The organism is Hyphomicrobium nitrativorans NL23 (assembly GCF_000503895.1).
GTDB classification, from domain to species: domain Bacteria; phylum Pseudomonadota; class Alphaproteobacteria; order Rhizobiales; family Hyphomicrobiaceae; genus Hyphomicrobium_C; species Hyphomicrobium_C nitrativorans.
This window is the reverse complement of record NC_022997.1, coordinates 826,953-853,592: the sequence shown is the minus strand read 5'-3', so window position 1 is coordinate 853,592 and position 26,640 is coordinate 826,953. Positions and strand designations below refer to the sequence as shown.

Below are 26,640 nucleotides of genomic sequence, written 5' to 3'. Positions count from 1 at the left end.
ACCACGCCATCGCCTCCGCCAGCACCAACTGCGCCGAGCGAAAATGCGAAGGCCACGCCGGGGCGGGGTGGCGTGGCCTTCTTGGGGGCTCGGGTGTGATGGGGAGCCGGGCCCTGGAAATACCTGGATTAGCCCTGGAACAGTCTCAGGATCATCTGCGCCGACTGGTTGGCGATACCGAGCGCCTGCACGCCGAGCTGCTGGCGCACCTGCAAGGCCTGCAATCGCGTCGATTCTTCGTTCATATCGGCATCGACGAGCTGTCCGATGCCCACATCGATCGAATCGATGAGCTTGCTCACGAAGTCCTTCTGCAAGCTGATTCGCGACTTGGCGGCGCCGAGAAGCGTCGCGGCATCCGTCATGCTCCGGAGCGCCTTATCGACGATCTCCGCCATCTCCTTGAGCGCAAGGAGATCGTCCGGATCGTCGGTGATCCAATCGATCGTGAGCCCTGTGCTTTCGCCCGCAATCGAAATCTCGTTGTTCGGCGCAGTTGCGTTCGTGAGAGTGTGTGTCTTGTCGAGCAGACCGCCTGCGGAGGCCGAGGTCCCCAGATCGAACATCATCGTGCCGCCCGGCCCGACATCGACCTCGATCGTGCCGATCGAGATCGTCCCGCTGCTGTCACGGGAGAAAGAGGCCACGATCGTCTTGGAGTCGGGCCCCGTATCCGAGTTCCCCTGGAGCCAGTTCTCGCCTGAGAACACAGCCGACTGCGAGGTATTCCTCAGCTCGGCCTGTAGCTCCTTGATCTCGGTCTGGATCTTGTGGCGGTCGAGACCGGGTGCCATCGCCGCAACGAGCTTGGCGTGGATCTTACTGACGGTTTCGATCGAACTGTTCAGCGCGGTAGCGGCCACCTCCACCGTCGCGGCGCCGAGCCCCAGCGCGTCCTGAACCGTCGAGACCGCCATGTTGTCGCTGCGCATGGTCGTTGCGATCGACCAGTAAGCGGCGTTGTCGGAGGCGTCCTTAACCCTCAGCCCCGTGGAAACACGGTTCTGCGTGACCAACAAATCCTTGTTGGTCTGGCTCAGGGTCTGCAGCGCGGTCATCGCCGCGATGTTCGTGTTGATGCTGCTCATGCCAGCGCCCCTTTACCGATTCGTAAGACATTCTTTCTTTCGAACCTTGTGCGGGGATTGCGAGCATAACGGAGGGTCAGTTGTAGGAAGACGGAGCACGCGGAAAGACAAAAGCCGCGCTCCGGGAGGGAGCGCGGCTTTCGCCTTGAAAGCGTGCGTCGCCAGCGCGAGGCTTACTGGAAGAGCCTCATGATCATCTGAGCGGACTGGTTGGCGATACCGAGCGCCGAGATACCGAGCTGCTGGCGAACCTGGAGAGCCTGCAACCTGGTCGATTCCGCGTTCATATCGGCATCCACAAGCTGCCCGACGCCAGTATCGATGGCATCCATCAGGCTCTGTGCGAAGTCCTTCTGGATGTCGATGCGCGTCTTGACCGCACCGAGCGAGCTGGCCGCGTCCGTCATCTTATTGATGGCGCTATCGACGCCCTCGATCATTTTCACGAGGTCGGCGAGATCCTCGGCATTGTCTTCGAGAGCGGAAATGTCGAGATCGAGAACCGTCACGGTGCCGGTGCCGGTTGCGAGCGCGATGTCCGAATCGAGGATACCGCCGGCGGAAGCACCCGTGTCGGTATCGACGAGGCGCATCGCCTCCAGGTCGACCGTGATCGTACCGATCGAGATGCTGCCGTCCGAAGCGCGCGAGAAGGACGACACGATCGTCCGATTCTCATCCGCAGCGTCGGCACTGTTGCTCTGGAGCCAATTCTGGCCGTTGAACGTCGCACCCTCGACGACGGCCTTGAGCGAGTCTTGAAGTTCCGAGATTTCCTTCTGGATCTTCGTGCGGTCCACGCCCGGCGTACGGGCAACCATCAGCTTATCTTTGATCTCGCCGGCGATCTTGATCGCGGTCTCGATGCCCTTGGCGGCGATTTCCGCCGTGGCGGAGCCGAGGCCGAGCGCGTCCGCAACCGTCGAGATCGACGAGCGGTCGCCGCGCATCGTGGTCGCAATCGACCAGTAGGCCGCGTTGTCCGATGCATCCGCAACGCGCAAACCCGTCGAGACACGGTTCTGCGTCGTGAGAAGTTGCTTGTTGGTGGCGTTGAGGCTCTGCAACGCGGTCATCGCCGCGATGTTCGTGTTAATGCTGCTGCCCATGTCAGGTTTCCCTTCCGACCCGTATGTCCCGCTCCAAGTCGGGCTTTCAGAATCGAAGGTAGGGCAGCTTTACTTACCGAACTGTTAACGGGTGTCCTAAAACGAACAAGCCGTCTAAAGCAGGATCTCAAAGAGGAAAGGCCGCGCCCCAAGGGACACGGCCTTCCAGGATCGGTGGGTTTCGAAGGGACCGAACTTTACCGGAAGAGCGACAGGATCGACTGGGCGCTCTGGTTGGCGATACCAAGAGCCTGGATGCCCAGCTGCTGGCGAACCTGCAGGGCCTGAAGGCGGGTCGACTCTTCGTTCATGTCCGCGTCGACGAGCTGGCCGACACCCTTGTCGATCGCCGCCATGAGGCTGTCGGAGAAGTCCTTCTGGATGTCGATGCGCGTCTTGACGGCGCCCAGCGTGCTGGCCGCATCCGTCATCTTTTCGATGGCCGCGTCCACGCCCGAGATCATCGCTTCGAGGTCGGCGAGATCCTCCGTGGTGTCTTCAAGCGCCGAGATGTCGAGGTCGAGAACCGTCACGGTGCCCGTGCCCGTAGCCATCGCGATGTCGGCGTCGAGAATACCGCCGGCAGACGCACCCGTCGACGTGTCGACGAGACGGGTCGATTCGAGATCGACCGAGATCGTGCCGATCGAGATCTTGCCGTCGGAACCGCGCGAGAACGACGACACGATCGTACGGGCGTCTTCGTCGTCGCTGCTGGTCTGAAGCCAGTTCTGACCGTTGAAGCTTGCACCTCCGACGACGGCCTTCAGAGACTCCTGAAGCTCGGTGATTTCGGTCTGGATCTTGGCGCGGTCAACGCCCGGCGTACGGGCGGCAAGCAGCTTGTCCTTGATCTCGCTGGCGATCTTGATCCCGGTCTCGATGCCCTTGGAAGCGATTTCCGCCGTCGCGGAGCCGAGGCCGAGCGCGTCCGAAACCGTCGAGATCGACTGACGGTCGTTGCGCATCGTGGTCGCGATCGACCAGTAAGCGGCGTTGTCGGAGGCGCTGGAAACGCGCAGACCCGTCGAAATGCGGTTCTGCGTCTGAAGAAGTTCGGAGTTTGTGGACCGGAGGGTCTGCAACGCGGTCATTGCCGCGATGTTGGTGTTGATGCTACTCATATCGCTACTACCCTTACACTACGCTACGCATTCAGGCCGTAACGACGGCCAATCATTCCACCGCGGCGGCGTGCCAAGGATGTCCCCCTAACCCAGCTGCCACAGACTTCAGCATAACGAGCATATATTGCGCGCCGGTTAATAGGCGCCGCTGCTTTAGCTGGGTCGGGTTGAAGATAATCCCGTCAAGGGAACGACCGGACGAGCCCACCCACCAACAGGTTCCACCCATCGATCAGCACAAAGAACAGGATCTTGAACGGCAAACTCATGACCGTTGGCGGCAGCATCATCATGCCCATGGACATGGTTAAGGTCGCGACAAGAAGATCGATGACGAGAAAAGGCAGCACGACGAGAAAGCCCATCTCGAAGCCTCGTCGGAGTTCCGAGATCATGAAGGCCGGTATCAGCACCCTGAGCTCGACCTCCGCATTCTCGTCACGCGGACCGAAACGCTCCTCGGCGAGATCCTGAAAGAGTTCGAGGTCCCGCGGCCTGACGTTGGCCTGCATGAACTCACGCAGCGGCTGCGTAATCTGGGTATAGGCCTCCTCCTCGCTGATCTGGTTCTCCATGAACGGCTTAAGGCCGTTCTGCCAGGCCCGGTCGAACGTCGGTGCCATCACGTAGAACGTCAGAAACAGCGCAAGGCTCACGAGCACCATGTTCGCCGGCGTTGTCTGCAGACCGATGCCCGAACGTAATAGCGACAACACGATCACGAAGCGCGTGAAGCACGTCACCATGACGAGAAGGCCCGGCGCCACCGAGAGGACGGTGATCAGGAGCACGATCTGCACCATCCGCCCGGTGGTGCTTTGCTCGTCGGACGGGATCAGGTTCTCAAGGTTGAGCCCCTGCGCAAGCGCAACGCCGGGAAGGAGAACGAAGAGCAGAGCGAGGAGGGCGCGAAGCGTCATTCCACAACCACTCCATGGATGATGACGTCCTTGATCCGGCCGGGATCGCGAATGGTGGCGCGGTCCTTGAAGTCCTCGCGCAGGTTTTGGAACCCGCTCGCTCCCTGGAACTGGGTAAGCGTCGTGGTTCTGAGGTAAGCGAGAATATCTTCGGCAAGCTGGGCAGCCAACAGATCGGAACCAGGCTCTGTATCGTCGACCAGGATCGACGCCTCGACTCGCATCCACGCGGTCGACGGCTCGGAAAGGTTGGCGACAATCGGCGCAAGCGCCACGAGCCGCGCCGTCGGAGACGCAGCGGGAGCCGCGGGCGCGGGCGCCCCGGCGGGTGCTTCGACCTTCTCTTGAGGGATCGCTCCTGCCCGGGATTTCAGTTGGGCATCGATATAGAAGCCGAACCCCGCGCCACACGCGAGCGCAAGCACGGTCACGACGACGACTCCGATAAGTCCGCCGCCGCCCTTGCCTTCGCCCTTCGTGTCCTTCTTGGCCAACGGCCGCTCCCCTACAATGAGTACGCAGCCTAGAACGGCGTCAGAAGATCGAAGAGCTGGTGGACCACCGCTGGCTGCTGCACTTCCGAAATCCGGCCGCGCCCGCCGTAGGAAATCCGCGCCTCCGCGACCTTCTCGTACGCGACCGTATTGTCCGTCGAAATGTCGCGCGGCCTCACGATCCCAGCCACGCTGAGTTCGCGCACCTCGAAGTTCACGCGAACTTCCTGGCTCCCGCTGATGATAAGATTGCCGTTCGGCAGCACACCCGTAACGACGGCAGCGACCAAGAGCTTGATATCCTCGGATCTGTTGATGCGGCCCTTGCTGTCCGTCGAAGTCCCGGCATCGACCTGCGCATCGAGCGAAAGATCGCCCGACACCGCCGTCCCTCCCGACGTCGTCGCGTCATAGATCAGCTTCGGCTTCAGCTTGGCCTTGGAGTCGCGCGAGCGCTTCGAATTGTTGTCGATGCTCGCCTTGTCTTTGATCGAAATCCTCACCGTCACCACATCGCCGATCTTGCGCGCTCGCGGATCGCGGAACAGATCCGCGCTCGCATCCTGCCAGATCGAGTTTCCGGGCCGGTAAGCCGGGCGCGGCGCCGGTTCCGCAGGAAGCGGCATGCGGTTCGCGAGCAAACCGGAGCCGACAGCGCTGAGCGCCGGCTCGCGCCCGATATCGGCCGGATCGACGGCGCAGGCACCCGACAGCATGGCGAGCGTGAGCGCGACGACACCTGGCGCCGCGCGCGAGAGCGTCGGCTTTGGCCGGGAACTGAGCGGTATGATTGCGTGCCTCGTCATGATTCAGGGCGCCCCCGCGCGCTGGCTGCATTGCCGGGCGTCGCCGCCGCATCCCGATTCCGTGCACCCGACGCCGCACCGCGTGCGGCAGCACCTCTGCGCGCGGCAGGTTTGGTCCGCGCAGCGCCCGCAATGACGCTCGCGATCTTCGCGGCCTGAGCAGGTTCCATCTCGCCCATGATCTGGCTTGCGACCTTGGTTTCGAGCTTCGTCACCACAGCCGCCGCCGTCTCCTCGTCGATCGCCGCCAACTGCGCCGCCGCCGCGTCGGCGCGCATGCGCGAATAAAACCCCACCAGCTTTTCGTGAGCCTTACGCGAGAACTCGTCGCGCCGTGCTAGCCACGTCTTGTATTCCTCGGTCTTGGCCGAGAGCTGCTCCGCGCGCTTGTTGAGCTCGGCCTCCATTTCCTGGATCTTCTTGGCTTGCCAGGCGAACCGCGCATCCGCGGCCGTATCGGCCGTATTGAAGCAATATTGCTGCGCCGCCGTGGCATTGGGAGGCAGCGCGTCCAAGGGACCGGGCCGTGAAGGCGGCGCAGACGCATCGTCGGCCGCATCGGACGCGGAAGCTGCCGGCTCGCTCTGAACCGTTCCCGTTACGATACCGCCACGCGTCGGCCGGATCGGAGACAGCCCGTCGGCGACAGGCGAGGCACGGCTTTGCACCGCATCCGTCCCAGATTTCGGCGTCGCGGTCGCGCGCCGCTGTGCGGGACGCCGATCCGGAATGGCTCCCGTCACCAGAGGCGACCAGGCGCCTTGCGGAAGCGGGTCGTTGGGGACCGCGGCGGACGGCTGCCCAGGGGGCGGAAATTGGCGTGGATCGACCATAACGGGCAACTGCTGATGCCCTTGCAGCGCACCGCCAGGCGCGGTCGCGACAATGGGGTCCCAGTTTCGCTGGGCAGCGGCAGGCGCCACGATACCCCCTGCGAAGCCGAGCACACCCAACGCCAGACCGAGCGCGAGCAGACGCCCCCCGCTCGCTGCACCGTTTTCGTTTCCGCGCTCCGCTTCCAGCCACCTCATTGCACCACAAGCTCCGCTTGAAGCGCACCGGACGTCTTGATGGCTTGCAGAATGGCGATGATGCCCATGGGCCTGAGACCCATCATGTTGAGGCCTCGCACCAGCGTTTCGAGGTTGGTGCCGCCCATGATGGCGAGGTTTGCGCCTTCCTGGTTCACGGTCACAAAGGTCTCCGGCACCACCACGGTTTCGCCGTCGGAGAACGGCTCGGGCTGCGAGACCTGCGCGCCTTCCGTAATCCGAACCGTGAGGCTGCCGTGCGAAACCGCCACCGTCGCGATCTGCACGTCCCGCCCGATCACCACGGTTCCCGTTCTCTCGTCGATCACCACCCGTGCAGGAGAATCCGCCTGCGTAACGAGTTCGCCGACCTCGGAAAGAAACCGCGCCGCGCTCACGTTGTGCGGCCGCCTCAACGCCACGCTCCTGAGATCCTGCTCGCGCGCCGAAGGCCGTCCGTAACGCGCCTTGGTGTAGTCGTTGATCACATCCGCAATGCGAACCGCAGTGGTAAAGTCCGGGTTGCGCAGTTCGAGCACGAGCGTCTCCTCATCGTCGAGGGAACCCGCAACCTCCCGCTCCACGAGTGCGCCATTCGGAATGCGTCCCGTCGTCGGCACATTCTGGCTGAGCGTTTCCGCGCGGCCCTGGATTTGGAACCCGCTCACCGCCACGGGGCCCTGCGCCACCGCGTAGATCGCACCGTCTGCGCCATTGAGCGGCGTCATGACGAGCGAACCGCCCGCAAGCGACGTGGCATCGCCGAGCGAAGAGACCGTCACGTCGATCCGGGCGCCGCGCCCCGCAAACGGCGGGAGATCCGCCGTCACGAGCACAGCCGCGACATTGCGTGTCCGCGAAGCGGAGTCGCGCACGTTGACGCCCATCTGATCGAGCATCGATTCGAGCGACTGCGCCGTAAAGGGCGCATTGCGCAAGCTGTCCCCCGAGCCGTTGAGGCCCACGACCAGGCCGTAGCCGACGAGCTGGTTGGCCCGCACGCCCTGAACGGCTGTAATATCCTTGATCCGCGTCGTGGCGTCGGCCGCCCCCGGCGCAAGCGCAGCAACGGCCGCCAAAACGAGAAAAAGTGTGGCGCAGCGCGTCATGGCAGCCCCACGCGAACCGTGCCGTCCCCCTGCACAACGCCGCGGATCGTCGTCCCGCTGTCGGTGTTGCGCAAGCTGATGACTTCACCCGCAACACCCGCCTGAAGCGGCATCGCCGTCGCCGAGATGATGAGCGAACCGGACTGAAAATACACGACCGCTGGCCGCCCCTGCACCACCGCATGTGGCTCGCGCACGGCCGTGGCTGCGATGGGCAAATGCGGCAGCAGCGTCTGGCGCGCAACTCTGCCGACGAGATCGCCCTGCGATCCGGCGAAGCCGCGACCTTCATACTCCGCGCCGAAGAACGGCCGATCCGACAGCATGTTTTCGGTGATGACGTCGCCCGGATAGATCGTGACGCGCGGCACCGGCAGCACGTGCTCCTGCGCAAGCGTCTGCGTCGGCTCCATGTCGTCTTCGTAGTCATACTCGCCGGCCCGCAACGGGCCCGCGACCACGGCAACACCGACGAGCGCGCACGTCACGACCCCAAGCCAGCCCCGCATTCTGGAAATGACGGGTCTCCGGACCTTCGCCATGATCGTCACCGCTCCCCTACACGCTTACCGCATGTTGTTGGCCACCGTGCCGTACATCGAATCCACCGTCTGGATGACTTTCGAGTTCATCTCGTAGGCGCGCTGTGCCGAGATGAGCTGCGTGATCTCCTTCACGGCATCGACGTTCGAATTCTCAAGGTAGCCCTGATGAATGCGCCCGAAGCCCGGATCGCCTGGCACGCCGGTGACAGGATCGCCCGAAGATTCCGTCTCCCGGTAAAGGTTGCCGCCCAAGGGCTCCAGACCCGCATCGTTGACGAACGACGCAAGCGTGAGCTGGCCGATGAGCTGCGGCTCAATCTGCCCGTCAAGTGTCACGTAGATCTCGCCCGTCTCGTTGACGATGATGTCGACGGCATCTTGCGGCACCGTCATGGCCGGCTGCACCTCATAGCCGTCCAGCGTCACGATCTGGCCCTGGTCGTTCTTGTTGAACGCACCATCGCGCGTATAGAACGTCTCGCCGTCGGCCCCCGTGATCTGGAACCACCCACGGCCGTTGAGCGCGAGGTCGAGCTTGTTCGTCGTCTGCGCGAGCGAACCCTGCTGATGCAAATGGCGGATCGCAGCCGTCCGCACGCCAAGGCCCACATAGGCGCCTTCCGGAAGGTTTGCCGCGCCTCCGCGCGCCGGCGCGCCGAGCGCCCGCTCTGCCTGATAGAGAAGATCGGTGAATTCGGCACGCGTGCGCTTGTAGCCGGTCGTATTGATGTTCGCGATGTTGTTCGCGGTCACCTCAAGATTCGTCTGCTGAGCGTTCATGCCCGTCGCAGCAATCGCAAGCGCTCTCATGGACGTGTCCTGACTTTCAATTCACGGGCTAGATAGCCATACGGCTGACTTCGAGATAGGACGCGACGACTTTGTCGCGGATGGCGATAGCGGTCTGCAACGTCTGCTCGGCATCCATGACGGCCTCGACCACCTGCTGCGCCGTAGCCTGACCGCGAACGCCTGCAACCGCCGTCTGCTCGCTCGAACGCAACGTACTGATGGCTTCGAGCGTCATCTGCCCGAGCACAGCGCCGAAGTCGCTCGGCAATGGCTCGGTGCGAACGGGCGCCGTCTGCGGAGTGGGCGCGGGTGCCACGGGGGTAGGCTGCGCGAGGCCGTATTGGCTTCCCGTGCCGACACTCGGAAATCGCCCAACGCCGTCCAGCATTACGAGCTCCTGAGCAGATCGATGGTCATCGACATCATGGAGCGTGCCTGCTTCACGACTTGCAGGTTCGCTTCATAGGATCGATTGGTCTCGCGGATGTCGGCAAGCTCGACGAGCATGTCGACGTTCGGAAGCTTGACGTTGCCGTTCCCATCCGCCGCAGGATGGCCGGGGTCGTATTCGACGCGAAACGGCTTACGATCCACATCGACGCGATCGACTTTGACGAGCTTCGCACCCATCGCTTCGTCCATCGCAGCCTGGAAGCTCACGGTCTTGCGCATGTAAGGGTCGGCGCCGGGCGTATTGCCCGTCGATGACGCGTTCGCAAGGTTCTCCGAGACGATAAGCATACGCCGCGATTGCGCTTCGAGGCCCGAGGCCGCCACTTTGACGGCAATCCGAATTGGATCGATCATGGCTTACCCCTTGGTCGATGCGAGCAGCATGCGGTGGAACACCTTCATCACGCCGGTGTTACGCGAATATTGGCCCGTCACTTCGCTCGCCTTGAACAACTGCTCTTCGAGGCTCACGCTGTTTCCGGAATGCAAGACGGCCCACTGCGACTCTTCCTGAGTTTGAGCGTCGCTTCCCGTGCCGCTCGCAGGGCTCAAGTGGCTGGCCTGCGTTTTCTGCATCTTGAGGCCGGTCGCGTTGAGAACGGCCTCGAAAGGCTCCACGTCGAGCGCCTTGTAGCCGGGCGTGTTCACATGCGCGATGTTCTGCGCGATCACCGACTGGCGCACGCCGAGCCAGCGATTCTGCTGAGACGCGATCGAAAAGAAATTTGTAACGTCCATGAGAGCGCGCCCCGCCTTGAGCCACTCTCCGTTTTAGGTCTGCAATCTTGTCCGAAGCTTGTGAGCGGACGGCGAACGGGGCCGAAACCCTCGACGGCTGAAAGTGTTAACGCACTGCGGCCCGAAAGCCTCTATCCGCGCGAAACGAGGCCGCTCCCAGCAAGACCGGCAAAGAGCGCCTCGACCGCGATGGCGGCGAGCAGGATGCCGAACACGCGCATAAGCACCCGCTGCGCGGTCACACCGAGGTAACGGGAAAGCTCGTGTGCGAGCAGAAGCAGCACGAGCGTGACGCCCATGACGACGCCCAGCGCCGAGATGGTCATGGCAAGCTCCACCGTATTGCCCTCGGCGTTCGCCGCCAGCAAAATACCGGCGCTCATAGCCCCCGGCCCGGCGAGCAACGGCGTCGCCAGCGGAAACACGGCGAGATCGTCCTTTTGTTGCGCCTCCTCCCCTTCCGGCCGCGACAGCTTGAACACGCTGGTCGGCCGGGCGAACACCATATCGAGCGCAATCATGAGCAGGATGATTCCGCCAGCCGTCTGCAGCGCGGGAATGGAAACGCCGAGTTGCCGCAGCAGCGGCCCGCCCGCCAGCGTCGAGATGACGAGGATCAAGCTCGCGATAGCAGTGGCCCTGAGCGCGATCCGTCTCCGCTGCGGCACCGGCACGCCCGAGGTGAATGCCGCAAACAACACCGCAGCCTCGATCGGCCCGACCGTCGCGAAGAACGTCGTGAAACTTGTGAGTGCCGTACCGAACATCCGCACACTCCGATCGCGAAAGCCCACCCGTCGCGGACAGGCATAGCAGCTCGCATCCCGAATACGAAAACATGGGCCGCGCACGTCGCCCGCGGCCGGGGAGGACGCCGCGCAATCCACGCCCCTGTTAGCATCCGCCGGAATTTGCTGCTAACAATATGATATTTAACAGAAATATTGATTTTTCTACGCGCTCAAGTATCCTGCTTCCGTGAACGACGCAAGACCCGGAGCAACACTTTGAGCAAGGCCGACAACGATTTTGTCCGCATGCTTGCGGGCTACAGCCTCACCACCGCAGAGATCATCTATCGCCTGCCCGACCATCCCGCTCTGATGCAGAGCTACATCTGGCAGGACTACGATCTCCACCCACGCTTCCCGAAATTGAAAAGCTTCCTGGAGTTCTGGTCGCGCAACCTGGAAGGCAAGCTGCACCAGGTGCTCGTCGCGCACGCCGGATTGATCAAGCCGCACGAACTCCGCCTGATCGGAACCGAGCTCAAGCTCAACTGAGCGAACGATCAGAACCGGAACGCGTCCTGCGTGGAGTGCTTCCGGAAAAGCAGGAACCGGCCTTCCAGCATGATCGAACAAAAGCTTAGAGCCGGACGTCCCCATCTGCCGAGGCGCCCGCCTGAGACGCCGTCTTGCTCCCACGCGAACGCGGCACGACGCGCGCATCCTCGATGGCTTCGACGAGCCGGCACGTATTCTTGTCGGGATCGTCCGAGCCCCCTTCGAACGACACGTAGCTGAGGTCCACGCCCGCGTGGAACGCTTCGAGTACGAGGCGGAAGTAAGCGGAAACGTTAAGGTGATGAAACTCCATGTCGAGCGAGACCGACGGCGCCCGGTCCCAGGGAAGATCGACTTCGCCCGATAGTCCGAAGGTGATCGTCCCCGGCTTGAAGAACATCTCCGTCGAGGAATTCACGAGATTGCGGATATTCCCGAACTGCTCGGTCCGAAGAAACGCGATAAAGTCCGCCGGATCGACGAGCCTCAGCTCGGACGCCACGTCCCTGAGGCCGTCGGCAAGCGCCTTCTCGCGCTCACGCGAATAATCTTTGCCCTGCTTCAGCATGGTCTCGATCCTCACATGGCCGGTCGGGCCGTCTGTCCTTTTTGAGCGAAGAACAGAATGATTCCGGCGACCGCCTTGTAGAACTCCGGTGGAATCATCTTATCCACCTCGACGCTTGCGTAGAGCGAGCGTGCCAGCATCCGATCTTCGTAAATTGGGATGCCGTTCTGCTCCGCGATGAAGCGGATCTTGAGCGCAACGAGATCTTTTCCTTTGGCGACAACGACTGGCGCGCCGCCTTCTTCCCGCACATAGCGCAAAGCAACCGAGTAGTGTGTCGGGTTGGCAACGATCAGCGTCGCCTTCGGCACGGACGCGATCATCCGCCGCCGCGCGCGATCGCGCTGCATGGAGCGCAGCTTCATGCGGATGAGCGGGTCGCCTTCCATCTGCTTATGCTCATCCTTCACCTCTTGCTTTGTCATGCGCAGATCGCGACGCCAGGAGAAGCGCGACCACGCAATATCCGCCGCAACGAGGAAGGCCACCGTGATAATCACGGCGACCAGCACTTTGATCCCCATCTGCTTCATGAGCTCAGGGATCGCAACGGGCTCCATGAACAGCGCATTGATGATGTCGCGATCCGCGTTGCGGAGCGCGATATAGCCGGCAATGCCAACCGTCAGGAATTTGAAGACGCTCTTCAGAAATTCGACCATCCCCTTGAGGCCGAAAATGCGCGTCCATCCTTTGACGAGGGAAATGCGTTCGAGCTTGGGCTCGATCCTGGTGCCGACGATCCTCGGCTGGTTCTGCACCACGGAGGCCGCGACACCGGCGAACATGAGAAGGAGCACGATAGGACCGACCATCTTGATCCCCTCCATCCCGACGATAAACAGAAGTGCCGAAGCGTCCGCACCGGACTTGAGCGAAAACGCCTCCGGCCGATCGATGAAACTCGCCAGAGAATCCCGAACGTTCAAAACGCTGCTGGAGAGGAAGAAGTAGAGTGCGCCGAGCGTCGCGATAAGGCCCGCCAGCGTCGCGACCTCGCGCGATGAAGCGGTCTGCCCTTTTTCCAGGGCATCGCGAATCTTCTTCTCTGTCGCCTCTTCTGTTTTACTTGCTTTGTCTGGCTGATCAGACATCGGGAGGCGCCCTCAAAGGGAACGGCGTAAGCAAATGAAAAACGAACCCGTCGGCCACGGCCGAATGGGGATCAAACGACGCGCGTCCCCGTCCCGGTCCCGATCACTTCCGTAAGCGACACGCCGAACCGCGAGCTGTCCTCGTCAAGAACGACGACCTCGCCCCGTGCGATGACGCGGCCGTTCACCACCACGTCGACCGGCTCGCCAACCTTCCGGTCGAGCGGCACGACGGCGCCGCGCCCGAGCTTCAGCACATTGGCGACCGGCATCGTCGCCGAACCGAGCACGACCTTGACCGACACCGGAATCTGCAAAACGGTCTCAAGATGATGCGGCTTCTGCCCCGCGGCAGTCTGCTGCGCAGCGGACTTGAAAAGAGCGTCCGCCGAGTTCTCTGGCGCTGCCGGATCCATGATCGATTGCAGCTCCGCTGCGGCGGGACGAATATCGGAACCCTCTTGGCTCATCGCGATCTACCTGGCCTGCGTTCGCATTGCGACTTCGGGACGGGGTCACAGTGTATCAGGCGCCGCGCCCCGTGGCACGCACGCCTTCAAGCATGGCGGTCTACGCCGCCTGAGCCTCGCCGCCGCCTCCGAGCGTCTCGGCCTCAACCTCGTCGATCGTCGGACGCTCGTAAGCCGAGATGGTCTTGCGTCCATATTCCACCGCAACTTGCGGCATGGCACCATTCATGAACGCCAGCAAAGTTTGCTTCGCGACGATGTAGAGGCGCATCTGCTTCTCGCGGCCTGTCTTCACCTTGCCTGCTAGCGGTGCAAAAACGGCATACGAGAAGAAAATACCGGCAAACGTTCCGACCAGTGCGGCACCGATCAAGTGTCCGAGTACTTCGGGCGGCTCGGAAATGGCGCCCATCGCTTTGATGACACCGAGCACGGCGGCAATGATGCCGATGGCGGGAAGCCCGTCCGCAACCGTCGTCAACGCATGATACGCCTTGAGCCTGTCGCTGCGCAGCGTCTGGATTTCTTCGTCCATCAGCGCCTCCACCTCGTGCGTGCGCGCATTGCCGATAATGATGAGGCGGCAATAGTCGCAGATGAAGGTGGTGAGATCCCGATTCTTGAGGACCGAGCTGAACTTCTGAAAGATCGCCGATTCTTCCGGCGTGTCGATATGCTTTTCGACTTCGTTGCGCGGTTTCGAGCGCAGCTCCCGCATGAGCGAATAAAGAAGCCCCATGACGTCGAGGTAATGGCGGCTCGTAGGCGCAGCGTTGCCGAATGCCTCGCCGAGACCCTTGAGGGAATCCTTGATGACCTTCATCGGATTGGCGACGATGAACGTCCCGAGCGCCGTGCCCAGAATGATGACGAACTCCCACGGCTGCCACAACACGCCGACATAGCCGCCCATGGCCACGTAGCCACCGAGCATGCAGCCGAGCGTAATAATCAGACCGAGGATAATCGTCACCGGCTAAACCCCGCGTTAAGCCCTGTTAACGTATTTTTAGCCGGGACCTCCTTGCGCGAGCCTGATCAAGGCCTTGGCCAAACGGCCGTCGGCCCTGATCTGGTCGCGGGCTAAAGTCAGCCTGAGACAAGGCGGAACCACGAGACTGGCAACCCGAGACGCGAGGCCCGAGCCGTGCTCACCACATCGGACAGTTACAGACTGGTTTCCCAAAATCTCACGAGATCGCTCACCACGCTCGCGAAAGAGCCCCAGGTGGCGCGCGAGTCGAAGAACTATTTGGAGAAGATCGGCGAAATCAAAAGCGTCGACGATTTCATGAAGAACGACCGGGTCTACCGATACGCCATGAAAGCGTTCGGCCTTGAGGACATGGCCTACGCCAAGGCCTTCGTACGTAAAGTCCTGACCGAAGGCGTGTCGGACCCGAAGGCCTTCGCCAACACCCTGACGGATGTCCGCTTCAAGGACTTGGCCGCGACGTTCAATTTCGCAGCGAACGGCGAAGCCGCCACCGAAGGCCACGACGCTCGTCAAGGCACCGTGGACCGCTTCGTGCGCCTGTCGCTGGAACAACGCTCCGGCGAGCAGAACGAAGGCGTCCGCCTCGCCCTCTACTTCGCCCGCAAGGCCCCGAACCTCACGAGCGCAATGGGCCTCCTCGCCGACCGCGCGCTCTTCAAGGTTGCGCAGACCGCGTTGGGCTTTGCCGCCGAGACGGCCCTCATGGACGTCGACAAGCAGGCCGACATGTATGCGAAACGCATCAATGTCGCCGACTTTAAGGAGCCAAAAAAGCTCGAAGCGTTCATCACCCGCTTCACGACCATGTGGGAGATGAACAACCGTGCGCCGCAACAGCAGTTCACCAACCTCACGCCGTTCATGGCGGGCGGCGCCCCCATCGGCATATCGAGCGATGTGCTCGCCAGCATACAAACCCTGAAGCTCGGAGGACGTTAATGCAGCCTAGCCTCTACGTGTCGCTGTCTGGCCAGATGGCGATGATGCGCCGCCTGGAGACGGTCGCCCACAACGTGGCGAACACAACGACGGCGGGCTTTCGCGCGGAAGAGGTCAAGTTCGAGCAGTTGATCTCCGACAAGACGGACGCACCCACCGCGTTCGTGTCGCCCGGTAACACCTACCTCTCACGCGAAGCAGGCCCCGTGAGCCGCACGGACAACCCCCTCGATGTGGCCGTCAGCGGCGACGCATGGCTCGCGTTTCAAGGTCCGGGCGGCATCGTTTACACACGCGACGGCCGCATGACCATGACGCCCGAAGGCGCGCTTACGACCCTCACCGGCTACCCGCTTCTCGATGTCGGCGGCGCACCGATCCAGCTCAATCCCGCAGCCGGCGCGCCCGTCATCGCCCGCGACGGCATGATGACTCAGAACGGCAACCAGATGGGCGCGCTCGGCCTCTTCACGATCCCGGAAAACGCCCGCTTAAGCCGTCACGACACCTCCGGCGTGATCCCCGACGTCGCGGCCCAGCCTGCGCTCGACTTCAACCGCGTGGGTATTCTTCAAGGCTTTACGGAGCAGTCGAACGTCAATCCCGTCTCCGAGATTTCGCGCCTGATCCAGATCCAGCGCTCGTTCGATTCCATCAACAACGCCATTTCCCAGTCCGAGCAGACGTTAAGCGAGGCCGTGCGGACCATCGGCGAAACGAGCTGACGGAGGTTCGACGCGATGACCGCCCCTGACGCTAAAACGCATCCATGACCGACACCCCGACAGTGACGACGCCGGACGCGTCCGCCGCCCCCCACCGCGATGCGACCGCGCTCGACCGCATGGAAGATCACATCGGCCGCGCGGCAGCTTCGCTCTCGCTCGTCCGCGTGGGAGGCGTCGTCACCCAGGTAACCCCGGCCTACGTGCAAGTGTCCGGGCTCTCGCGCCGCCTGAAGCTCGGCGACCGCCTGAGTTTCGAAACTGGCCCCACCCTGCAACTGGGCGAAGTCGTGCGCATCGACGGCGCAGGCGCCACCATCAAGCCCTTCGACGTCAATCTCAAGATCGGCCCCGGTGAAATCGCCTGGCAGCATAGCGACCAAAGCCTGCGGCCCGACGTCTCGTGGAAAGGCCGCGTCTTAAATGCGCTCGGCGCGCCCATCGACGGTCTCGGCCCGCTCGCGGAGGGCGCGCGCGCCTACGCCTTCGACGCCGAACCGCCCTCCGCGCTGAACCGAGACCGCGTCCGCGAGCCGCTCCGCTCCGGCGTACGTGTGATCGACCTTTTCACGCCGCTCTGCGCCGGCCAGCGCATCGGCATCTTCGCAGGTTCCGGCGTCGGCAAGTCGACGCTCCTGTCGATGCTTGCAAGGTCACAGGGCTTCGACACGGTCGTGCTCGCGCTCGTGGGCGAGCGCGGCCGCGAGGTGCGTGAATTCCTGGAAGATGCGCTCGCGCAGAACCGTGCCCGCGCCGTCACCGTCGTCTCGACCAGCGACGAAAGCCCGATGATGCGGCGCCTCGCGCCCAAGACCGCGCTTGCCGTAGCGGAGTTCTTCCGCGACAGGGGCGAAAGCGTGCTCCTCATCGTCGATTCCGTAACGCGCTTTGCTCATGCCACGCGCGAGGTCGCCCTCGCCGCGGGTGAAGCCCCCGTCGCCCGCGGCTATACGCCTTCCGTCTTCAGCGAGCTGCCGAAACTGCTCGAACGGGCCGGCCCCGGCCTCGAAGGCACAGGCTCCATAACCGGCGTATTCTCGGTTCTCGTCGACGGCGACGACCATAACGACCCCATCGCCGACAGCATCCGCGGCACCCTCGATGGCCATATCGTGCTCGATCGCAAGATCGCCGACCAGGGCCGCTATCCCGCCGTCAACGTCCTGACCAGCGTCTCACGTCTCGCGAATGCGGTCTGGTCGGAGGAACAGCGGAAGCTCGTGATGATGCTCCGCGCGATGATCGCTCACTTCGAGGACACACGCGACTTGCGCCTCATGGGCGGCTACCAGAAAGGCGCCGATCCCGAACTCGATAAAGCGATCGACATCGTACCGAAGCTCTACGAGAGCATGAAGCAGACCATGTTCGATCCCCAAAGCACCGATCCCTTCCAGGAGATCGCACGCGCGCTGTCCGAGCCGAAGGAAGACCCGAACGCCGGCCAAGCCGCCCCGCCCGGCTAGAACCGTCTAGATTTTTCAGGAGAGATCGCGGCCCAGCTTACGTGGGCGATTATCCCCGCATCTCGTTCTTCGGGATGTAGGAAAGCTGGTCGATCAGCACTTCCTGCACGATGGGTAATCCGAGCCGGCCGTTCACATTGTCGGCAAGCGCTTTCGCAAGTGCCGGCAGATCCTGCTTCTTCATGTTCTGAAAATTGATCTGCTCGCCCGCGTAGATAGTCTTGAACGCCTCGTCCAAAACGTAAATTTCGGGATCGATTGCGAGCTTGCGCATCGCCGTGACGTCGACCGTGAACACGAACTGCGCCACCATATAGCCCTGAATGGCCCCGTTGCCGATGATCGGCACGTTGATGGCCTTCGTCCGGTATTCCTCGATCTTCAGCTCGGCCTGCGCGCCGTCACCTGTCTGGGCATTCTTCTGCCATTCCAGCACGCCGAACACGGCGCCGAGCGTCACGACGGACGCCCACAGGCCTGTGGCGAGAAGCTTGATCATAGCTGCCTGTAGGCGGAAGAGATTGCCTGCGTGTACGTCCCGTCGGATTCGGACTGCCGGATCGCGTCGGCCATGGACGCGGAAATCTCACGCACGGCTTCAAGGTGCAGCTTGAGCACGGCCTGATTGACCAGGAGCTTCTCCTTGAGCGCGCCGATGCGAGCGGCAATCTGAGGGTTGGCCTCCACGCCCGATATATTGCGCATCCAGCGGGTCAGCTCCAGAAGCGCCTGGCTCTTGCGGTCGTTGAAGCCCTTGAGATCGATCGTCTCCCGCTGCTTCAGCGCCTTCGTCTCCTGATCGACGATCTCCTCAAGCCGCTGGATCGCGATTTCGAGCATCGAGATCGGCGCGGAGCCGCCAACCGGAAGCCCCGCCATGGAGGCGGGAGGAAGAGACGGCGATGCCTGGGTCGCCGTCGAATAGTTTTGTGCGGGATCGGCAGGACGCTGCAGCATGGGTTTTACGCTCCGGACTTGGGCTCATCGTCAGGCGACGCGAACGCCGCCGCATCGAGTGTGGAAAGATGGTTCAGCACGTCGAGAGACACGGACGCCGGTGTTCGCGCGGGCGCCGCACCGCCAGTCCTCACGAGATCCGCGATTCCGAGCGCTCCGCGTTCCGCAACCTGCTCGGCCATCTTCTCGGCCATCATGGATCGCCAGAAATCCCCCGCCACGCCCGAGCCGAAAACGCCTTCGGCTTCCTTCGGCATCATCTCCTGAATGAACGTCTGGAGCACGAAGGATTCGAACTTCTGCGCCGCATCCGGCGCGTTACGCACGCGGCCCGCACGCGCTTTAAGCGCCGTCTCCACGCTCGAAGACGCGTCGGTAAGGGGTCGGATCGGAAGGTCTGCGCTCAAAAACATGCCTCCGAGGCGCAACAATTTGAGCCCTGAGGATGACTCAGCGGTCTTGCTCGGAGCTTGCGCCGCTCTGCGCAAAACCTGCCTCCAAGAGGCGTTCGAGTTCCAGCCGTTCGTCGGTCCGCTTCAATTCCTCGCCAAGCTCGGCCGAGAGCCGTTCCGAGTTGCTGAGGCGCGCGCCATGCTCGCTCAGCACGCGCTGCTGCGCTTCGATCAGTGGAGCAAGCCGCGCCTCCTCCAGCCGTAGCGCCTGAACACGCCGCACGGTCATGTCCAAAAACAACCCGTGCAGCGCATCTTCACTCGAAAGCGAATTCGTAAGGTCGCGCTGATCGTCCTGGCACTGCTGCACCTTCTGCTTGAGGCGCACATACTTGAGCTCTTCGAGCGCATGAAGCTTCTTCTGGACTTGAAGCACCCGTTTCAGGGTCTTGACCCGATCCCGCATGCGCCCTCACCCGTTTTCCAGAAACGACTGAAACCCGGAAATGAACAGCATCAGCGCCTCGCTGAACGTGAAGAAAAGAATGAAGAGCCCGCCCGCAACCATGAACGGCATGGTGATGAAGTACACGGGGATCATCGGCGTCATCTTATTCAGGATACCGGATAGAAAGTTGACGATGAGCGAAAAGACGAGAAACGGCGCGGTCAGCTGCGCGATCAGAAAAAACGAATCCGACGCCGCATCCGTAATCTTTCCGAGCGCGAACCTCGGATCGAACAGCTCGCTGACCGGAATCACCGAATAGGATGTCACCAGACCCCGCAGAACCTCCATGTGCAACCCCGTCGCGAACAGAAGAACGGTCGCCGTCAGGGTCAGAATATTGGCCACGGCCGGCGCCGGCTCGCTCTCTTCCAGAGCGTTGTCCGGCATGCCGCCGAAGCCCGAAAGCATAGCCGCAGCTGTTCCCATGAATTGGAGGGACAAAAAGAAAACCCGCATCATCACGCCGATGGTCGCCCCGACCAGCGTTTCGGATGCAATGAGTTGAAGGATTTGAGGGGGCGCGGCGTCCGCGAGATCGGCTTCGAACACGGGAACGATCAGCGGCGCCAGGACCAGCGTCGTCGACACGGCAATGTAAAGCCGCACCTGAAATGGGATCCGCGGACTGCCGAACCCCGGCATGAGCATGAGACAACCCGCAATCCTGCAGAACACCACAAACGTCAGAAGAACCGCTCCTGACGTAATCGTCGTCGTCACGAGATGGTGCCCATCGATTTGACTTGCACGCCGCGCGCGATTTCAAGGTGCGACAGCACCGGCAGCGTCGGGAACAGCCGCTCCGTCACCATCCGCACATAGGGCCGCGCGTCCGGCGCCGAAACCAGAACGAACTGATGTCCCTGATCGAGATGCCCGCGAATAACCTTCGAGGCTTCGGCGCCGAACTGCTCGATGAGCCTCGGGTCGATATCGAATTCAACCACCTCGCCCTTGGCGTCGCGCTTGAGGCTCTGGTGAAATGCGAGATCCCAACGGTTGCCGAGGCGAAGAACCTTGAGAACGCCATTGTCCGCGAGGTCGCCGCAAATCTGCTGCGCCATCCGCATCCGGACATGCTCGGTGAGCTGCTCGGCGCGCCGGACGTGCGGCGCCACTTCCGCGATGCTTTCGAGGATGAGATGCAGGTTGCGGATCGAAATCCGTTCGGAGAGCAGCAGCTTGAGCACCGCCTGCAGACCGGAGTAGGAAAGCTGCGACGGAATGATTTCCTCGACAAGCCGCTTGTACTCGGGCTCCAGCCGATCGATGAGCGCGCGCATATCCTTGTACGAGAGAAGCTGCGACAGGTTCCCGCGGATCACCTCGCGCAGATGCGTCAGCATCACCGACATCGGATCGACGGGATTGAAGCCCTCGCGCTTCACCGTATTCGCAAACATTTCCGATACCCACATTGCCTTCATGCCGAAGGCCGGCTCGCGCGCCTCGTCGCCTGGCACGTCGGGCATCGGCCCGTCGCCGGTGATGACCAGAACATCGCCGATGCGGAGTTCCTCCGAAGCCACCACCGTCCCGTGGATCTTGATCTGGTAAGTCTTGCCGGGGATCGAGATGTCGTCGGAGATGCGAATTTCCGGAACGACGAAACCATACTGCTTGGCGAACGCCCGGCGCATCCGCCCGGCGCGATGAGCCAACTCTCCCTGTGAAGCAAGCAGCGTCGACGAAAGCTGCTTTCCAAGCGCGATCTCGACCTCGGCCGTCTTCAACTGCTCCTTGACCGATTGGCGCGCTTCCTCGATGGAAAGCCGCTCGGCCTCCTGCTCGATGGCGTCCGCCTTGGCCTTCTCCTCCGCAAGCTTCTTCGGGATGGAAACGGAGATGAAGATGAGCACGCCCGAGATGATCGCAAACGGCAGGAACGGCAGGCCCGGCGCCACCGCAAGCGCAAGCAGCGTCGCACCCGCGACGCCAAGCGCGCGGGGATAGTTGCCGAGCTGGGTAAACACGGTCGATTCGGCGGAACCCCGCGTTCCGCCTTTGGAGACCAGGAGACCGGCCGCAAGCGAAATGATCAGAGCCGGGATCTGCGTCACGAGGCCGTCGCCCACCGACAAGCGAACGAACGCATCGGTCGCAGCGCCCAGCGTCATGTCATGGCGCGTCACGCCGATGATGATGCCGCCGAACACGGTGACCGCCGTAATGATGAGGCCCGCAATCGCATCGCCGCGCACGAACTTCGAAGCACCGTCCATCGCGCCGAAGAAGGAGCTCTCTTCTTCCAGCTCCCGGCGCCGGCTCATTGCTTCCTTTTCGTCGATGTTTCCCGCCGAAAGATCGGCGTCGATCGCCATCTGCTTGCCGGGGATGGCGTCGAGCGCAAACCTCGCGCCCACCTCCGCGATGCGGCTCGCACCCTTCGTGATCACGAGAAAGTTCACGGTGATCAGGATCACGAAAACAACCACGCCGATGACGAAGTCGCCGGCCATGACGAAATTCGCGAAGCCGGCGATCACGTGTCCCGCCGCCATGGGTCCGTCCGCGCCTTCCGAAAGGATGAGACGGGTGGTGGCCACACTGAGCGAGAGGCGCAGCATGGTCGCAATCAGAAGCACGGTCGGAAAGGCGGAGAATTCGAGAGGGCGCTGAATCCACAGCGCCACCATCAGAATGAGAACGGCGAACGCGATGGAAAATGCCAGCCCGACGTCGACCAGCACAGGCGGCAACGGCAAAAAGAGCACCGTCAGAATTGTGACGATACCCATCGCAAAGAAGACGTCGCGCCCGATTTTTCCGCTCGGCGCGCCTTCGATTGCGGTTGTCGTGGCCATGCTGTCCCCTAGACCATGATCGCTTCGTGCCCTATCGGCCCGAAGCGTGAATCATCGGTCTCGTCAAAAGCCCGGAACTCAAGCGCCAAGACTGGCCGACCAACCTTGTGCGGAGGTCACCACAAGGGGGGAGGCGCAAAAAAACGTCGGAAAGACAAGCACCTGCCGCGAATGAGGTTGCAGGAGCGCCTTAAAAGCCGTTGGGAATCCGCGCGTATGTCTGCTCGGCAAACGTGAAGATCACCGACCCCATGAACGGCGCGCTGAGCGACATCACAAGCAGGATGACGACGATCTTCGGCACGAAGGTCAGTGTCATTTCCTGGATCTGCGTCAGCGCCTGCAGAAGTGCGATCGCAATGCCCACCCCCATCGCCGCAGCGACGGCAGGAGACGCGGCGACCAGAACTGTCCAGATCGCCGCTTGGCTAAGGTCGAGCGCATCGGCCGGATTCACGCGGCGGCCTCTTCCTTGGGAGGCGTGTCGGAAATCTTGATCCCCGATTCCAGCATGATATGCCGGCCGTCTTCCAGTTCGGCCACGGTGCCGTCGGAGAAGGCTTGCACGGCCACCACTTTGCCCGCGATCGAACCGTCGAAATTGCTGACGTATTTGCCGATCAAGGCGTCGGCCTGATTGAGCCCGATCGACGTGATGAGCGCATCCAGCTTCGAGTTGATCTTGACACTCTGCTCGACGCCCGAAAACGACGCGAGCTGCGCCACGAACTCCGTCGAATCCATCGGCTTTGTCGGATCCTGATTCTGCATCTGTGCCACAAGAAGCTTCAGAAACGCGTCGTAACCGAGCGTCGACGCGCCGGTGCTCTGGGCCGCGGTATTCTGCTGCGTCCCTGTGGTTGCTGTGCTGCTTGTGACGTCCATTTATCCTGCCTCCACGATCCTGAGTTCCGCATGCTTGTTGCGGCCGAGGATCTGATCCTCGATGGGTACCAATGTCCTCAACATCTTGAGCGCCGGGAAAACGGCGCCCTCCGCGACCTGCCACCGGATTGCCGCGAGACCCGCCAGGATTTCTGCGTTGGAAAAGGCGCCCGAAAGCGCGTCCATCGTCTGAGTAAAAATCTCGCGCGTTGTTTCCATGCCGTCCGGCTCCAGCACCATCGTCTGGAGAATGTAATAGAGCTGACGGAGCGGCGTGACCGTTTGCTGCGCGTGAAGGATCTCGTGCTCAAGGAGATAGGGCACGTCGTTGAGGATATCGAACGATCCCCGCCCATCCCACGCCAGAACCGCGCCGTTGATGAAGACCCGTTCGCCCGGGCGCAGCGTGACACGCGTCGCAACGCTCATTGCAGGCCCTCCGAAATGGTGCGCGATACGTCGATCAGCCCGGCGAAATTCGACGAGCGCCCGAGGCGGATTTCCTCGCTCTCGCGCATCACCCATAAGCCCACTGAAATCAGATCGGCTCTGAGCTTCTGCGGCAAACCGTTCTCGGAGCTGGCGAGATCCTCGATGAAGATCCCCCACAGCTTGCGAACGAAAAAGATGGCGTCGATGGCCTCCCGCGATCCGGCGCCGGCGCGCTCGGCATCCTGCAACATCGCAATGGATCTTTCGAGCGCGGTGCGTTCCTGAAGACGCCCTTCCCTCGGGGATTCGTCGAGAACCTCGTTGTAGGCGATCTTATACATTGGGCATCCTAAGTCTCCGGAGGTGTCCCGACACGCCTCAGATGTATTTCAGTAGGCTCAGATTCTGCAGTTTCGCGGTCAACGCATAAGCCGTTTCGAGCTGCGTCAGCAGTGTGTTCACTTTGACTTGCGCCTCGTACGGATCGACACCTTCAATGGCCACGATGTGCTCGTTCAAAAGTCCGATCTGCACATCCATGCGGTCGTTTGCCGATTTGATCCGCTCCTGCGAGGTGCCGAGAGAGGCACGGATCGCCGTAAGCCCTCCTTCCGCCTGGCCGACAAGCGCCATCGCCGTATCGATGACGGTGATATACGCGGCCTCGCTGAGCTCATTGAGCGGAAGATCGGCGATCATCGCATAGGCGGAAGTGAGAAGACGGAAGGGCTCCTCGTTGGAGTTTGTCGCCGTCGCAATCCGCTCGTTGTTCGTAATTCGGCTGGTGATGTTCCGGTCCGATGCATCCGACAGATCGGACCAGTTGCTATCGTCCATGAACATATCGTTGAACGCGCCATCGAGAAACGCCTTCATGTCGGCCGCGGTAATGTTCTCCGGTGCGCCCATCGCGTCGAAGGTCAGCGCCAGGTTCGTCTGCGTCGCCGATCCGGGGTAATCGGTCATCGGCCTCACGTCGGTATTGACGCCCGAGAAGATGTAGGCGCCGTTCACCGCCGTATTCAGCGACGCCGTCAATGACGTCAACTTGGCCTTAGCGTCGGTCACGGCAACGCCGGAGTTCGAAGGCGATGCGCGCGCGGCCTGCAACGTCTGCACGAACTTGCTTGCCGCGTCGGCCATGGCGTTGAGCTGCACCTGGCTAAGTTCGAGCCGGGACGCGGCCACCGAGTTTGTGTCCTTGAATGTCTTGAGACGATCCATTTCGTTGCGGAGAGACAGTGTCCGCTCGGCCAGATAACCGATGCTGAGCCCGACGTCCGCATAGCGCCCGGAGTTCGCTTCCTTCTGCGCCTCGGCGATCTTGAACTGAAGGTTCATGCGCGACTCGCGCGTCGCGTTGATCAGGCCCATGGTCGAGACGGGTGTCGTTTTCATGGCCTAGCCTACCTGATCGCCGCCAAGAGCGACGTGAACATGGTATCGATCACGCCGACCAGCTTGGAGGAAGTTTGGAACGATCTTTCGAGATCGAGCATCAGCGCCAGCTCCTCCTCAAGGTTGACGCCGGTGAGATTGGAAAACGACTCGTACGATCGTTGCAGCAGCGTGCTCTGATAAGAATAGGCGTCGTCCGCCACCTTGCGCGCTTCCTGCAGCCAGGCCGCAGACGCGCCTGCAAACCCGGTGACGGACGTTCCAGCCGCAAGCTTTGCCGCGGGATCGAACGCATACGTCTCGCTCATATTGCCGATCAGCTCGTCGATGCGGTCGGTAAAGCTCGCTTCGGCTAATCCATTGTACCTGTAATCGGCACCATTGATGCCGCCGTCCCTGAGCAGCACGGCATCGCCGCCGAGATCCGGATCGACCGCGGAATTGACCCTGATGCTTCCGGACAACCCTGAAATCAGCGTGCCGGCCGGAGGCACGGCCGGCGAGCCGGGCCACGTGAACAGACCCGTCTGGTCGGGGCCGCCGCCACCGGACTGATCGCTTTCCGCGAACGCCGTGATGAGAACGCGCGCCATTTCGTCGAGCTGCGCCTGATAGGTCAGCGAGATGTCGTCGCGCGCCTCGACGAGCCCAATGAGCCTGCCCGACTGGAGCGGCATCGTGGCGTTCGCCCCCGTCACCGCAACGCCGTCGATAATAACCGCGTTGCCGGGAACTCCCGGCGTCAGATTGAGCGTACGCTGAAACTCGACAGATCGCGGCGATCGATCGAACAGCGTCACCCCGCCGTCCGTGTAAATCGCCATGTCGTTGTTGTCGCGAGCAACGGTGCGTATACCGATTTCGTTAGACAGGTTCGCGAGGATCTCGTCGCGCTGGTCGAGATAGTCCGTGACGTCCGACCCCGAGATCGTGCCCTTCACGATCGTGTCGTTCACGGTCTTAAAATCCGCGAGCAGCGAGTTCACCCGATTGACGGACGCCTGAATGCCCGTCTCGGATTCGTTGCGCACCTGCTGGATGATGCTTGCCGCCCCGTTGAGACCATCCGCGAGATCCCGCGCCGAGCGCACGGCCGCCTCCGCCGCGAGCTTGCTGTGCGGCTGTGCGGAAAAGGTCTGCAACGCGTTCGAAAAGCTGTTCATCAACGCACTCGGCGACCCGCCCAGCTCGACATCGTTGATGGTACCGTTGAGAAAATTGAGCGCGTCGAGGCGCGCGCCCTGCGTCGCCGCCGCTGCGCTCGACGTCAACACCTTGCGGAACAGCACCGGCTGCTCCGCGCGTATCACCTGGGACGACTTGACCCCGGAGCCGGGGACGGTCACGACCGAAACCGACTTCTTCGAATAGAAGGGCCGATCCGCGTTGGCGATGTTCCGCGAGACGATGGACGTGCGTTCGCCAGTCACGAAGAGGGACGAGTTCGCGGTGCTTAAGCTTGCCGAGAGGCTCATCGCCTACACCCCTTCCCTCAACCCAGGCG

Annotated in this window: 34 protein-coding genes; 4 read left to right on the top strand and 30 right to left on the bottom strand. The window is 62.2% G+C overall.

The window, feature by feature from the left end; genetic code table 11:
* Positions 1 to 128: 128 nt before the first annotated feature.
* The 14 genes from W911_RS04005 to W911_RS03940 all read right to left on the bottom strand — a co-directional run bounded on the left by W911_RS04005 (position 129) and on the right by W911_RS03940 (position 10,979).
* Complete coding sequence (locus W911_RS04005; RefSeq protein WP_023786230.1) at positions 129 to 1,088, bottom strand: flagellin N-terminal helical domain-containing protein; 960 nt, start codon at positions 1,086 to 1,088, stop codon at positions 129 to 131.
* Between the two features lie 173 nt (positions 1,089 to 1,261).
* Positions 1,262 to 2,197: a flagellin N-terminal helical domain-containing protein gene (locus W911_RS04000; protein WP_023786229.1), complete on the bottom strand. Its 936-nt coding sequence runs from the start codon at positions 2,195 to 2,197 to the stop codon at positions 1,262 to 1,264.
* A gap of 197 nt (positions 2,198 to 2,394) precedes the next feature.
* Positions 2,395 to 3,321 (bottom strand): flagellin N-terminal helical domain-containing protein, encoded by a 927-nt coding sequence (locus tag W911_RS03995; RefSeq protein ID WP_023786228.1) that lies wholly within the window; start codon positions 3,319 to 3,321, stop codon positions 2,395 to 2,397.
* Positions 3,322 to 3,506: 185 nt separating this feature from the next.
* Positions 3,507 to 4,244, bottom strand: a complete 738-nt coding sequence (gene fliP, locus W911_RS03990; protein WP_023786227.1) for a flagellar type III secretion system pore protein FliP — start codon at positions 4,242 to 4,244, stop codon at positions 3,507 to 3,509.
* On the bottom strand, positions 4,241 to 4,738 hold the full coding sequence (locus W911_RS17165; RefSeq protein WP_023786226.1) for a flagellar basal body-associated FliL family protein: 498 nt from the start codon (positions 4,736 to 4,738) through the stop codon (positions 4,241 to 4,243). Before W911_RS17165 ends, fliP begins: the two co-directional genes overlap by 4 nt.
* Positions 4,739 to 4,767: 29 nt before the next feature.
* Entirely contained in the window at positions 4,768 to 5,544 is a 777-nt protein-coding gene (gene flgH, locus W911_RS03980) for a flagellar basal body L-ring protein FlgH (protein WP_023786225.1), read from the bottom strand.
* Entirely contained in the window at positions 5,541 to 6,575 is a 1,035-nt protein-coding gene (locus W911_RS17160; RefSeq protein ID WP_023786224.1) for a MotE family protein, read from the bottom strand. The genes flgH and W911_RS17160 overlap by 4 nt, the downstream gene beginning before the upstream one ends.
* Positions 6,572 to 7,684: a flagellar basal body P-ring protein FlgI gene (gene flgI / locus W911_RS03970; protein ID WP_023786223.1), complete on the bottom strand. Its 1,113-nt coding sequence runs from the start codon at positions 7,682 to 7,684 to the stop codon at positions 6,572 to 6,574. Before flgI ends, W911_RS17160 begins: the two co-directional genes overlap by 4 nt.
* Complete coding sequence (flgA, locus tag W911_RS03965; protein WP_081717622.1) at positions 7,681 to 8,226, bottom strand: flagellar basal body P-ring formation chaperone FlgA; 546 nt, start codon at positions 8,224 to 8,226, stop codon at positions 7,681 to 7,683. Before flgA ends, flgI begins: the two co-directional genes overlap by 4 nt.
* Before the next feature lie 24 nt (positions 8,227 to 8,250).
* Entirely contained in the window at positions 8,251 to 9,039 is a 789-nt protein-coding gene (flgG, locus tag W911_RS03960; RefSeq protein WP_023786221.1) for a flagellar basal-body rod protein FlgG, read from the bottom strand.
* Positions 9,040 to 9,067: 28 nt separating this feature from the next.
* Positions 9,068 to 9,409: a flagellar hook-basal body complex protein FliE gene (fliE, locus tag W911_RS03955; protein ID WP_023786220.1), complete on the bottom strand. Its 342-nt coding sequence runs from the start codon at positions 9,407 to 9,409 to the stop codon at positions 9,068 to 9,070.
* Positions 9,409 to 9,828, bottom strand: coding sequence for a flagellar basal body rod protein FlgC (gene flgC, locus W911_RS03950; RefSeq protein WP_023786219.1), 420 nt, complete (start codon positions 9,826 to 9,828; stop codon positions 9,409 to 9,411). Before flgC ends, fliE begins: the two co-directional genes overlap by 1 nt.
* Before the next feature lie 3 nt (positions 9,829 to 9,831).
* Positions 9,832 to 10,212 carry a flagellar basal body rod protein FlgB gene (gene flgB, locus W911_RS03945; protein ID WP_023786218.1) on the bottom strand — a complete coding sequence of 127 codons (381 nt, stop codon included), beginning with the start codon at positions 10,210 to 10,212 and terminating at the stop codon, positions 9,832 to 9,834.
* A 131-nt stretch (positions 10,213 to 10,343) separates the two neighbouring features.
* A complete protein-coding gene (locus tag W911_RS03940) occupies positions 10,344 to 10,979 on the bottom strand; it encodes a MarC family protein (protein WP_023786217.1) in 636 nt (211 codons plus the stop codon).
* 240 nt (positions 10,980 to 11,219) lie between these two features.
* Here W911_RS03940 and W911_RS03935 point away from each other — a divergent pair, with 240 nt between their 5' ends.
* The gene (locus W911_RS03935) at positions 11,220 to 11,495 is read left to right on the top strand and encodes an usg protein (protein ID WP_023786216.1); all 276 of its coding nucleotides are present in this window, start codon (positions 11,220 to 11,222) and stop codon (positions 11,493 to 11,495) included.
* Positions 11,496 to 11,580: 85 nt separating this feature from the next.
* Here W911_RS03935 and W911_RS03930 read toward each other — a convergent pair whose 3' ends face one another.
* The 4 genes from W911_RS03930 to motA form a co-directional block, all read right to left on the bottom strand.
* Positions 11,581 to 12,066, bottom strand: a complete 486-nt coding sequence (locus W911_RS03930) for a hypothetical protein (protein WP_023786215.1) — start codon at positions 12,064 to 12,066, stop codon at positions 11,581 to 11,583.
* Between the two features lie 11 nt (positions 12,067 to 12,077).
* On the bottom strand, positions 12,078 to 13,160 hold the full coding sequence (gene flhB / locus W911_RS03925) for a flagellar biosynthesis protein FlhB (RefSeq protein ID WP_023786214.1): 1,083 nt from the start codon (positions 13,158 to 13,160) through the stop codon (positions 12,078 to 12,080).
* Positions 13,161 to 13,231: 71 nt separating this feature from the next.
* The gene (gene fliN, locus W911_RS03920) at positions 13,232 to 13,630 is read right to left on the bottom strand and encodes a flagellar motor switch protein FliN (RefSeq protein WP_023786213.1); all 399 of its coding nucleotides are present in this window, start codon (positions 13,628 to 13,630) and stop codon (positions 13,232 to 13,234) included.
* Positions 13,631 to 13,730: 100 nt separating this feature from the next.
* The gene (motA, locus tag W911_RS03915) at positions 13,731 to 14,603 is read right to left on the bottom strand and encodes a flagellar motor stator protein MotA (protein WP_023786212.1); all 873 of its coding nucleotides are present in this window, start codon (positions 14,601 to 14,603) and stop codon (positions 13,731 to 13,733) included.
* 174 nt (positions 14,604 to 14,777) lie between these two features.
* Between motA and W911_RS03910 the strand changes: the two genes are divergently transcribed.
* The 3 genes from W911_RS03910 to fliI all read left to right on the top strand — a co-directional run bounded on the left by W911_RS03910 (position 14,778) and on the right by fliI (position 17,757).
* On the top strand, positions 14,778 to 15,566 hold the full coding sequence (locus tag W911_RS03910; RefSeq protein WP_023786211.1) for a DUF1217 domain-containing protein: 789 nt from the start codon (positions 14,778 to 14,780) through the stop codon (positions 15,564 to 15,566).
* Positions 15,566 to 16,291 carry a flagellar basal-body rod protein FlgF gene (flgF, locus tag W911_RS03905; RefSeq protein ID WP_023786210.1) on the top strand — a complete coding sequence of 242 codons (726 nt, stop codon included), beginning with the start codon at positions 15,566 to 15,568 and terminating at the stop codon, positions 16,289 to 16,291. The genes W911_RS03910 and flgF overlap by 1 nt, the downstream gene beginning before the upstream one ends.
* 119 nt (positions 16,292 to 16,410) lie before the next feature.
* Positions 16,411 to 17,757, top strand: a complete 1,347-nt coding sequence (gene fliI, locus W911_RS03900; protein ID WP_051388668.1) for a flagellar protein export ATPase FliI — start codon at positions 16,411 to 16,413, stop codon at positions 17,755 to 17,757.
* 49 nt (positions 17,758 to 17,806) lie between these two features.
* Here the strand turns inward: fliI and W911_RS03895 are convergent, their stop codons facing one another.
* The 12 genes from W911_RS03895 to flgK form a co-directional block, all read right to left on the bottom strand.
* Positions 17,807 to 18,256 carry a hypothetical protein gene (locus tag W911_RS03895; RefSeq protein ID WP_023786208.1) on the bottom strand — a complete coding sequence of 150 codons (450 nt, stop codon included), beginning with the start codon at positions 18,254 to 18,256 and terminating at the stop codon, positions 17,807 to 17,809.
* The gene (locus tag W911_RS03890; protein ID WP_023786207.1) at positions 18,253 to 18,714 is read right to left on the bottom strand and encodes a hypothetical protein; all 462 of its coding nucleotides are present in this window, start codon (positions 18,712 to 18,714) and stop codon (positions 18,253 to 18,255) included. The genes W911_RS03895 and W911_RS03890 overlap by 4 nt, the downstream gene beginning before the upstream one ends.
* A gap of 5 nt (positions 18,715 to 18,719) precedes the next feature.
* Positions 18,720 to 19,121: a rod-binding protein gene (locus W911_RS17155; protein ID WP_244438585.1), complete on the bottom strand. Its 402-nt coding sequence runs from the start codon at positions 19,119 to 19,121 to the stop codon at positions 18,720 to 18,722.
* Between the two features lie 43 nt (positions 19,122 to 19,164).
* On the bottom strand, positions 19,165 to 19,572 hold the full coding sequence (locus W911_RS03880; protein WP_023786205.1) for a hypothetical protein: 408 nt from the start codon (positions 19,570 to 19,572) through the stop codon (positions 19,165 to 19,167).
* A gap of 6 nt (positions 19,573 to 19,578) precedes the next feature.
* On the bottom strand, positions 19,579 to 20,337 hold the full coding sequence (locus tag W911_RS03875) for a flagellar biosynthetic protein FliR (protein WP_023786204.1): 759 nt from the start codon (positions 20,335 to 20,337) through the stop codon (positions 19,579 to 19,581).
* Positions 20,334 to 22,421 carry a flagellar biosynthesis protein FlhA gene (flhA, locus tag W911_RS03870; protein WP_023786203.1) on the bottom strand — a complete coding sequence of 696 codons (2,088 nt, stop codon included), beginning with the start codon at positions 22,419 to 22,421 and terminating at the stop codon, positions 20,334 to 20,336. Before flhA ends, W911_RS03875 begins: the two co-directional genes overlap by 4 nt.
* 190 nt (positions 22,422 to 22,611) lie before the next feature.
* Positions 22,612 to 22,878: a flagellar biosynthesis protein FliQ gene (gene fliQ / locus W911_RS03865; RefSeq protein WP_023786202.1), complete on the bottom strand. Its 267-nt coding sequence runs from the start codon at positions 22,876 to 22,878 to the stop codon at positions 22,612 to 22,614.
* Complete coding sequence (gene flgD / locus W911_RS03860) at positions 22,875 to 23,306, bottom strand: flagellar hook assembly protein FlgD (protein ID WP_023786201.1); 432 nt, start codon at positions 23,304 to 23,306, stop codon at positions 22,875 to 22,877. The genes fliQ and flgD overlap by 4 nt, the downstream gene beginning before the upstream one ends.
* Positions 23,307 to 23,735 carry a flagellar biosynthesis repressor FlbT gene (locus W911_RS03855; RefSeq protein ID WP_023786200.1) on the bottom strand — a complete coding sequence of 143 codons (429 nt, stop codon included), beginning with the start codon at positions 23,733 to 23,735 and terminating at the stop codon, positions 23,307 to 23,309.
* Positions 23,732 to 24,079, bottom strand: a complete 348-nt coding sequence (flaF, locus tag W911_RS03850; protein WP_023786199.1) for a flagellar biosynthesis regulator FlaF — start codon at positions 24,077 to 24,079, stop codon at positions 23,732 to 23,734. Before flaF ends, W911_RS03855 begins: the two co-directional genes overlap by 4 nt.
* A 37-nt stretch (positions 24,080 to 24,116) precedes the next feature.
* Positions 24,117 to 25,136 (bottom strand): flagellar hook-associated family protein, encoded by a 1,020-nt coding sequence (locus W911_RS03845; RefSeq protein WP_023786198.1) that lies wholly within the window; start codon positions 25,134 to 25,136, stop codon positions 24,117 to 24,119.
* 8 nt (positions 25,137 to 25,144) lie between these two features.
* Complete coding sequence (flgK, locus tag W911_RS03840; protein ID WP_023786197.1) at positions 25,145 to 26,611, bottom strand: flagellar hook-associated protein FlgK; 1,467 nt, start codon at positions 26,609 to 26,611, stop codon at positions 25,145 to 25,147.
* Positions 26,612 to 26,640 lie beyond the last annotated feature (29 nt).

Excerpts from the sequence above, each read along its gene's own strand:
- W911_RS04005 (WP_023786230.1), bottom strand. The coding sequence starts at position 1,088 with ATGAGCAGCATCAACACGAACATCGCGGCGATGACCGCGCTGCAGACC.
- W911_RS04000 (WP_023786229.1), bottom strand. The coding sequence starts at position 2,197 with ATGGGCAGCAGCATTAACACGAACATCGCGGCGATGACCGCGTTGCAG.
- W911_RS03995 (WP_023786228.1), bottom strand. The coding sequence starts at position 3,321 with ATGAGTAGCATCAACACCAACATCGCGGCAATGACCGCGTTGCAGACC.
- fliP (WP_023786227.1), bottom strand. The coding sequence starts at position 4,244 with ATGACGCTTCGCGCCCTCCTCGCTCTGCTCTTCGTTCTCCTTCCCGGC.
- flgH (WP_023786225.1), bottom strand. The coding sequence starts at position 5,544 with ATGACGAGGCACGCAATCATACCGCTCAGTTCCCGGCCAAAGCCGACG.
- W911_RS17160 (WP_023786224.1), bottom strand. The coding sequence starts at position 6,575 with ATGAGGTGGCTGGAAGCGGAGCGCGGAAACGAAAACGGTGCAGCGAGC.
- flgI (WP_023786223.1), bottom strand. The coding sequence starts at position 7,684 with ATGACGCGCTGCGCCACACTTTTTCTCGTTTTGGCGGCCGTTGCTGCG.
- flgA (WP_081717622.1), bottom strand. The coding sequence starts at position 8,226 with ATGGCGAAGGTCCGGAGACCCGTCATTTCCAGAATGCGGGGCTGGCTT.
- flgG (WP_023786221.1), bottom strand. The coding sequence starts at position 9,039 with ATGAGAGCGCTTGCGATTGCTGCGACGGGCATGAACGCTCAGCAGACG.
- fliE (WP_023786220.1), bottom strand. The coding sequence starts at position 9,409 with ATGCTGGACGGCGTTGGGCGATTTCCGAGTGTCGGCACGGGAAGCCAA.
- flgC (WP_023786219.1), bottom strand. The coding sequence starts at position 9,828 with ATGATCGATCCAATTCGGATTGCCGTCAAAGTGGCGGCCTCGGGCCTC.
- flgB (WP_023786218.1), bottom strand. The coding sequence starts at position 10,212 with ATGGACGTTACAAATTTCTTTTCGATCGCGTCTCAGCAGAATCGCTGG.
- W911_RS03940 (WP_023786217.1), bottom strand. The coding sequence starts at position 10,979 with ATGTTCGGTACGGCACTCACAAGTTTCACGACGTTCTTCGCGACGGTC.
- W911_RS03930 (WP_023786215.1), bottom strand. The coding sequence starts at position 12,066 with ATGCTGAAGCAGGGCAAAGATTATTCGCGTGAGCGCGAGAAGGCGCTT.
- flhB (WP_023786214.1), bottom strand. The coding sequence starts at position 13,160 with ATGTCTGATCAGCCAGACAAAGCAAGTAAAACAGAAGAGGCGACAGAG.
- fliN (WP_023786213.1), bottom strand. The coding sequence starts at position 13,630 with ATGAGCCAAGAGGGTTCCGATATTCGTCCCGCCGCAGCGGAGCTGCAA.
- flgF (WP_023786210.1), top strand. The coding sequence starts at position 15,566 with ATGCAGCCTAGCCTCTACGTGTCGCTGTCTGGCCAGATGGCGATGATG.
- fliI (WP_051388668.1), top strand. The coding sequence starts at position 16,411 with ATGGAAGATCACATCGGCCGCGCGGCAGCTTCGCTCTCGCTCGTCCGC.
- W911_RS03895 (WP_023786208.1), bottom strand. The coding sequence starts at position 18,256 with ATGATCAAGCTTCTCGCCACAGGCCTGTGGGCGTCCGTCGTGACGCTC.
- W911_RS03890 (WP_023786207.1), bottom strand. The coding sequence starts at position 18,714 with ATGCTGCAGCGTCCTGCCGATCCCGCACAAAACTATTCGACGGCGACC.
- W911_RS03880 (WP_023786205.1), bottom strand. The coding sequence starts at position 19,572 with ATGCGGGATCGGGTCAAGACCCTGAAACGGGTGCTTCAAGTCCAGAAG.
- flhA (WP_023786203.1), bottom strand. The coding sequence starts at position 22,421 with ATGGCCACGACAACCGCAATCGAAGGCGCGCCGAGCGGAAAAATCGGG.
- flgD (WP_023786201.1), bottom strand. The coding sequence starts at position 23,306 with ATGGACGTCACAAGCAGCACAGCAACCACAGGGACGCAGCAGAATACC.
- W911_RS03855 (WP_023786200.1), bottom strand. The coding sequence starts at position 23,735 with ATGAGCGTTGCGACGCGTGTCACGCTGCGCCCGGGCGAACGGGTCTTC.
- flaF (WP_023786199.1), bottom strand. The coding sequence starts at position 24,079 with ATGTATAAGATCGCCTACAACGAGGTTCTCGACGAATCCCCGAGGGAA.
- W911_RS03845 (WP_023786198.1), bottom strand. The coding sequence starts at position 25,136 with ATGAAAACGACACCCGTCTCGACCATGGGCCTGATCAACGCGACGCGC.
- flgK (WP_023786197.1), bottom strand. The coding sequence starts at position 26,611 with ATGAGCCTCTCGGCAAGCTTAAGCACCGCGAACTCGTCCCTCTTCGTG.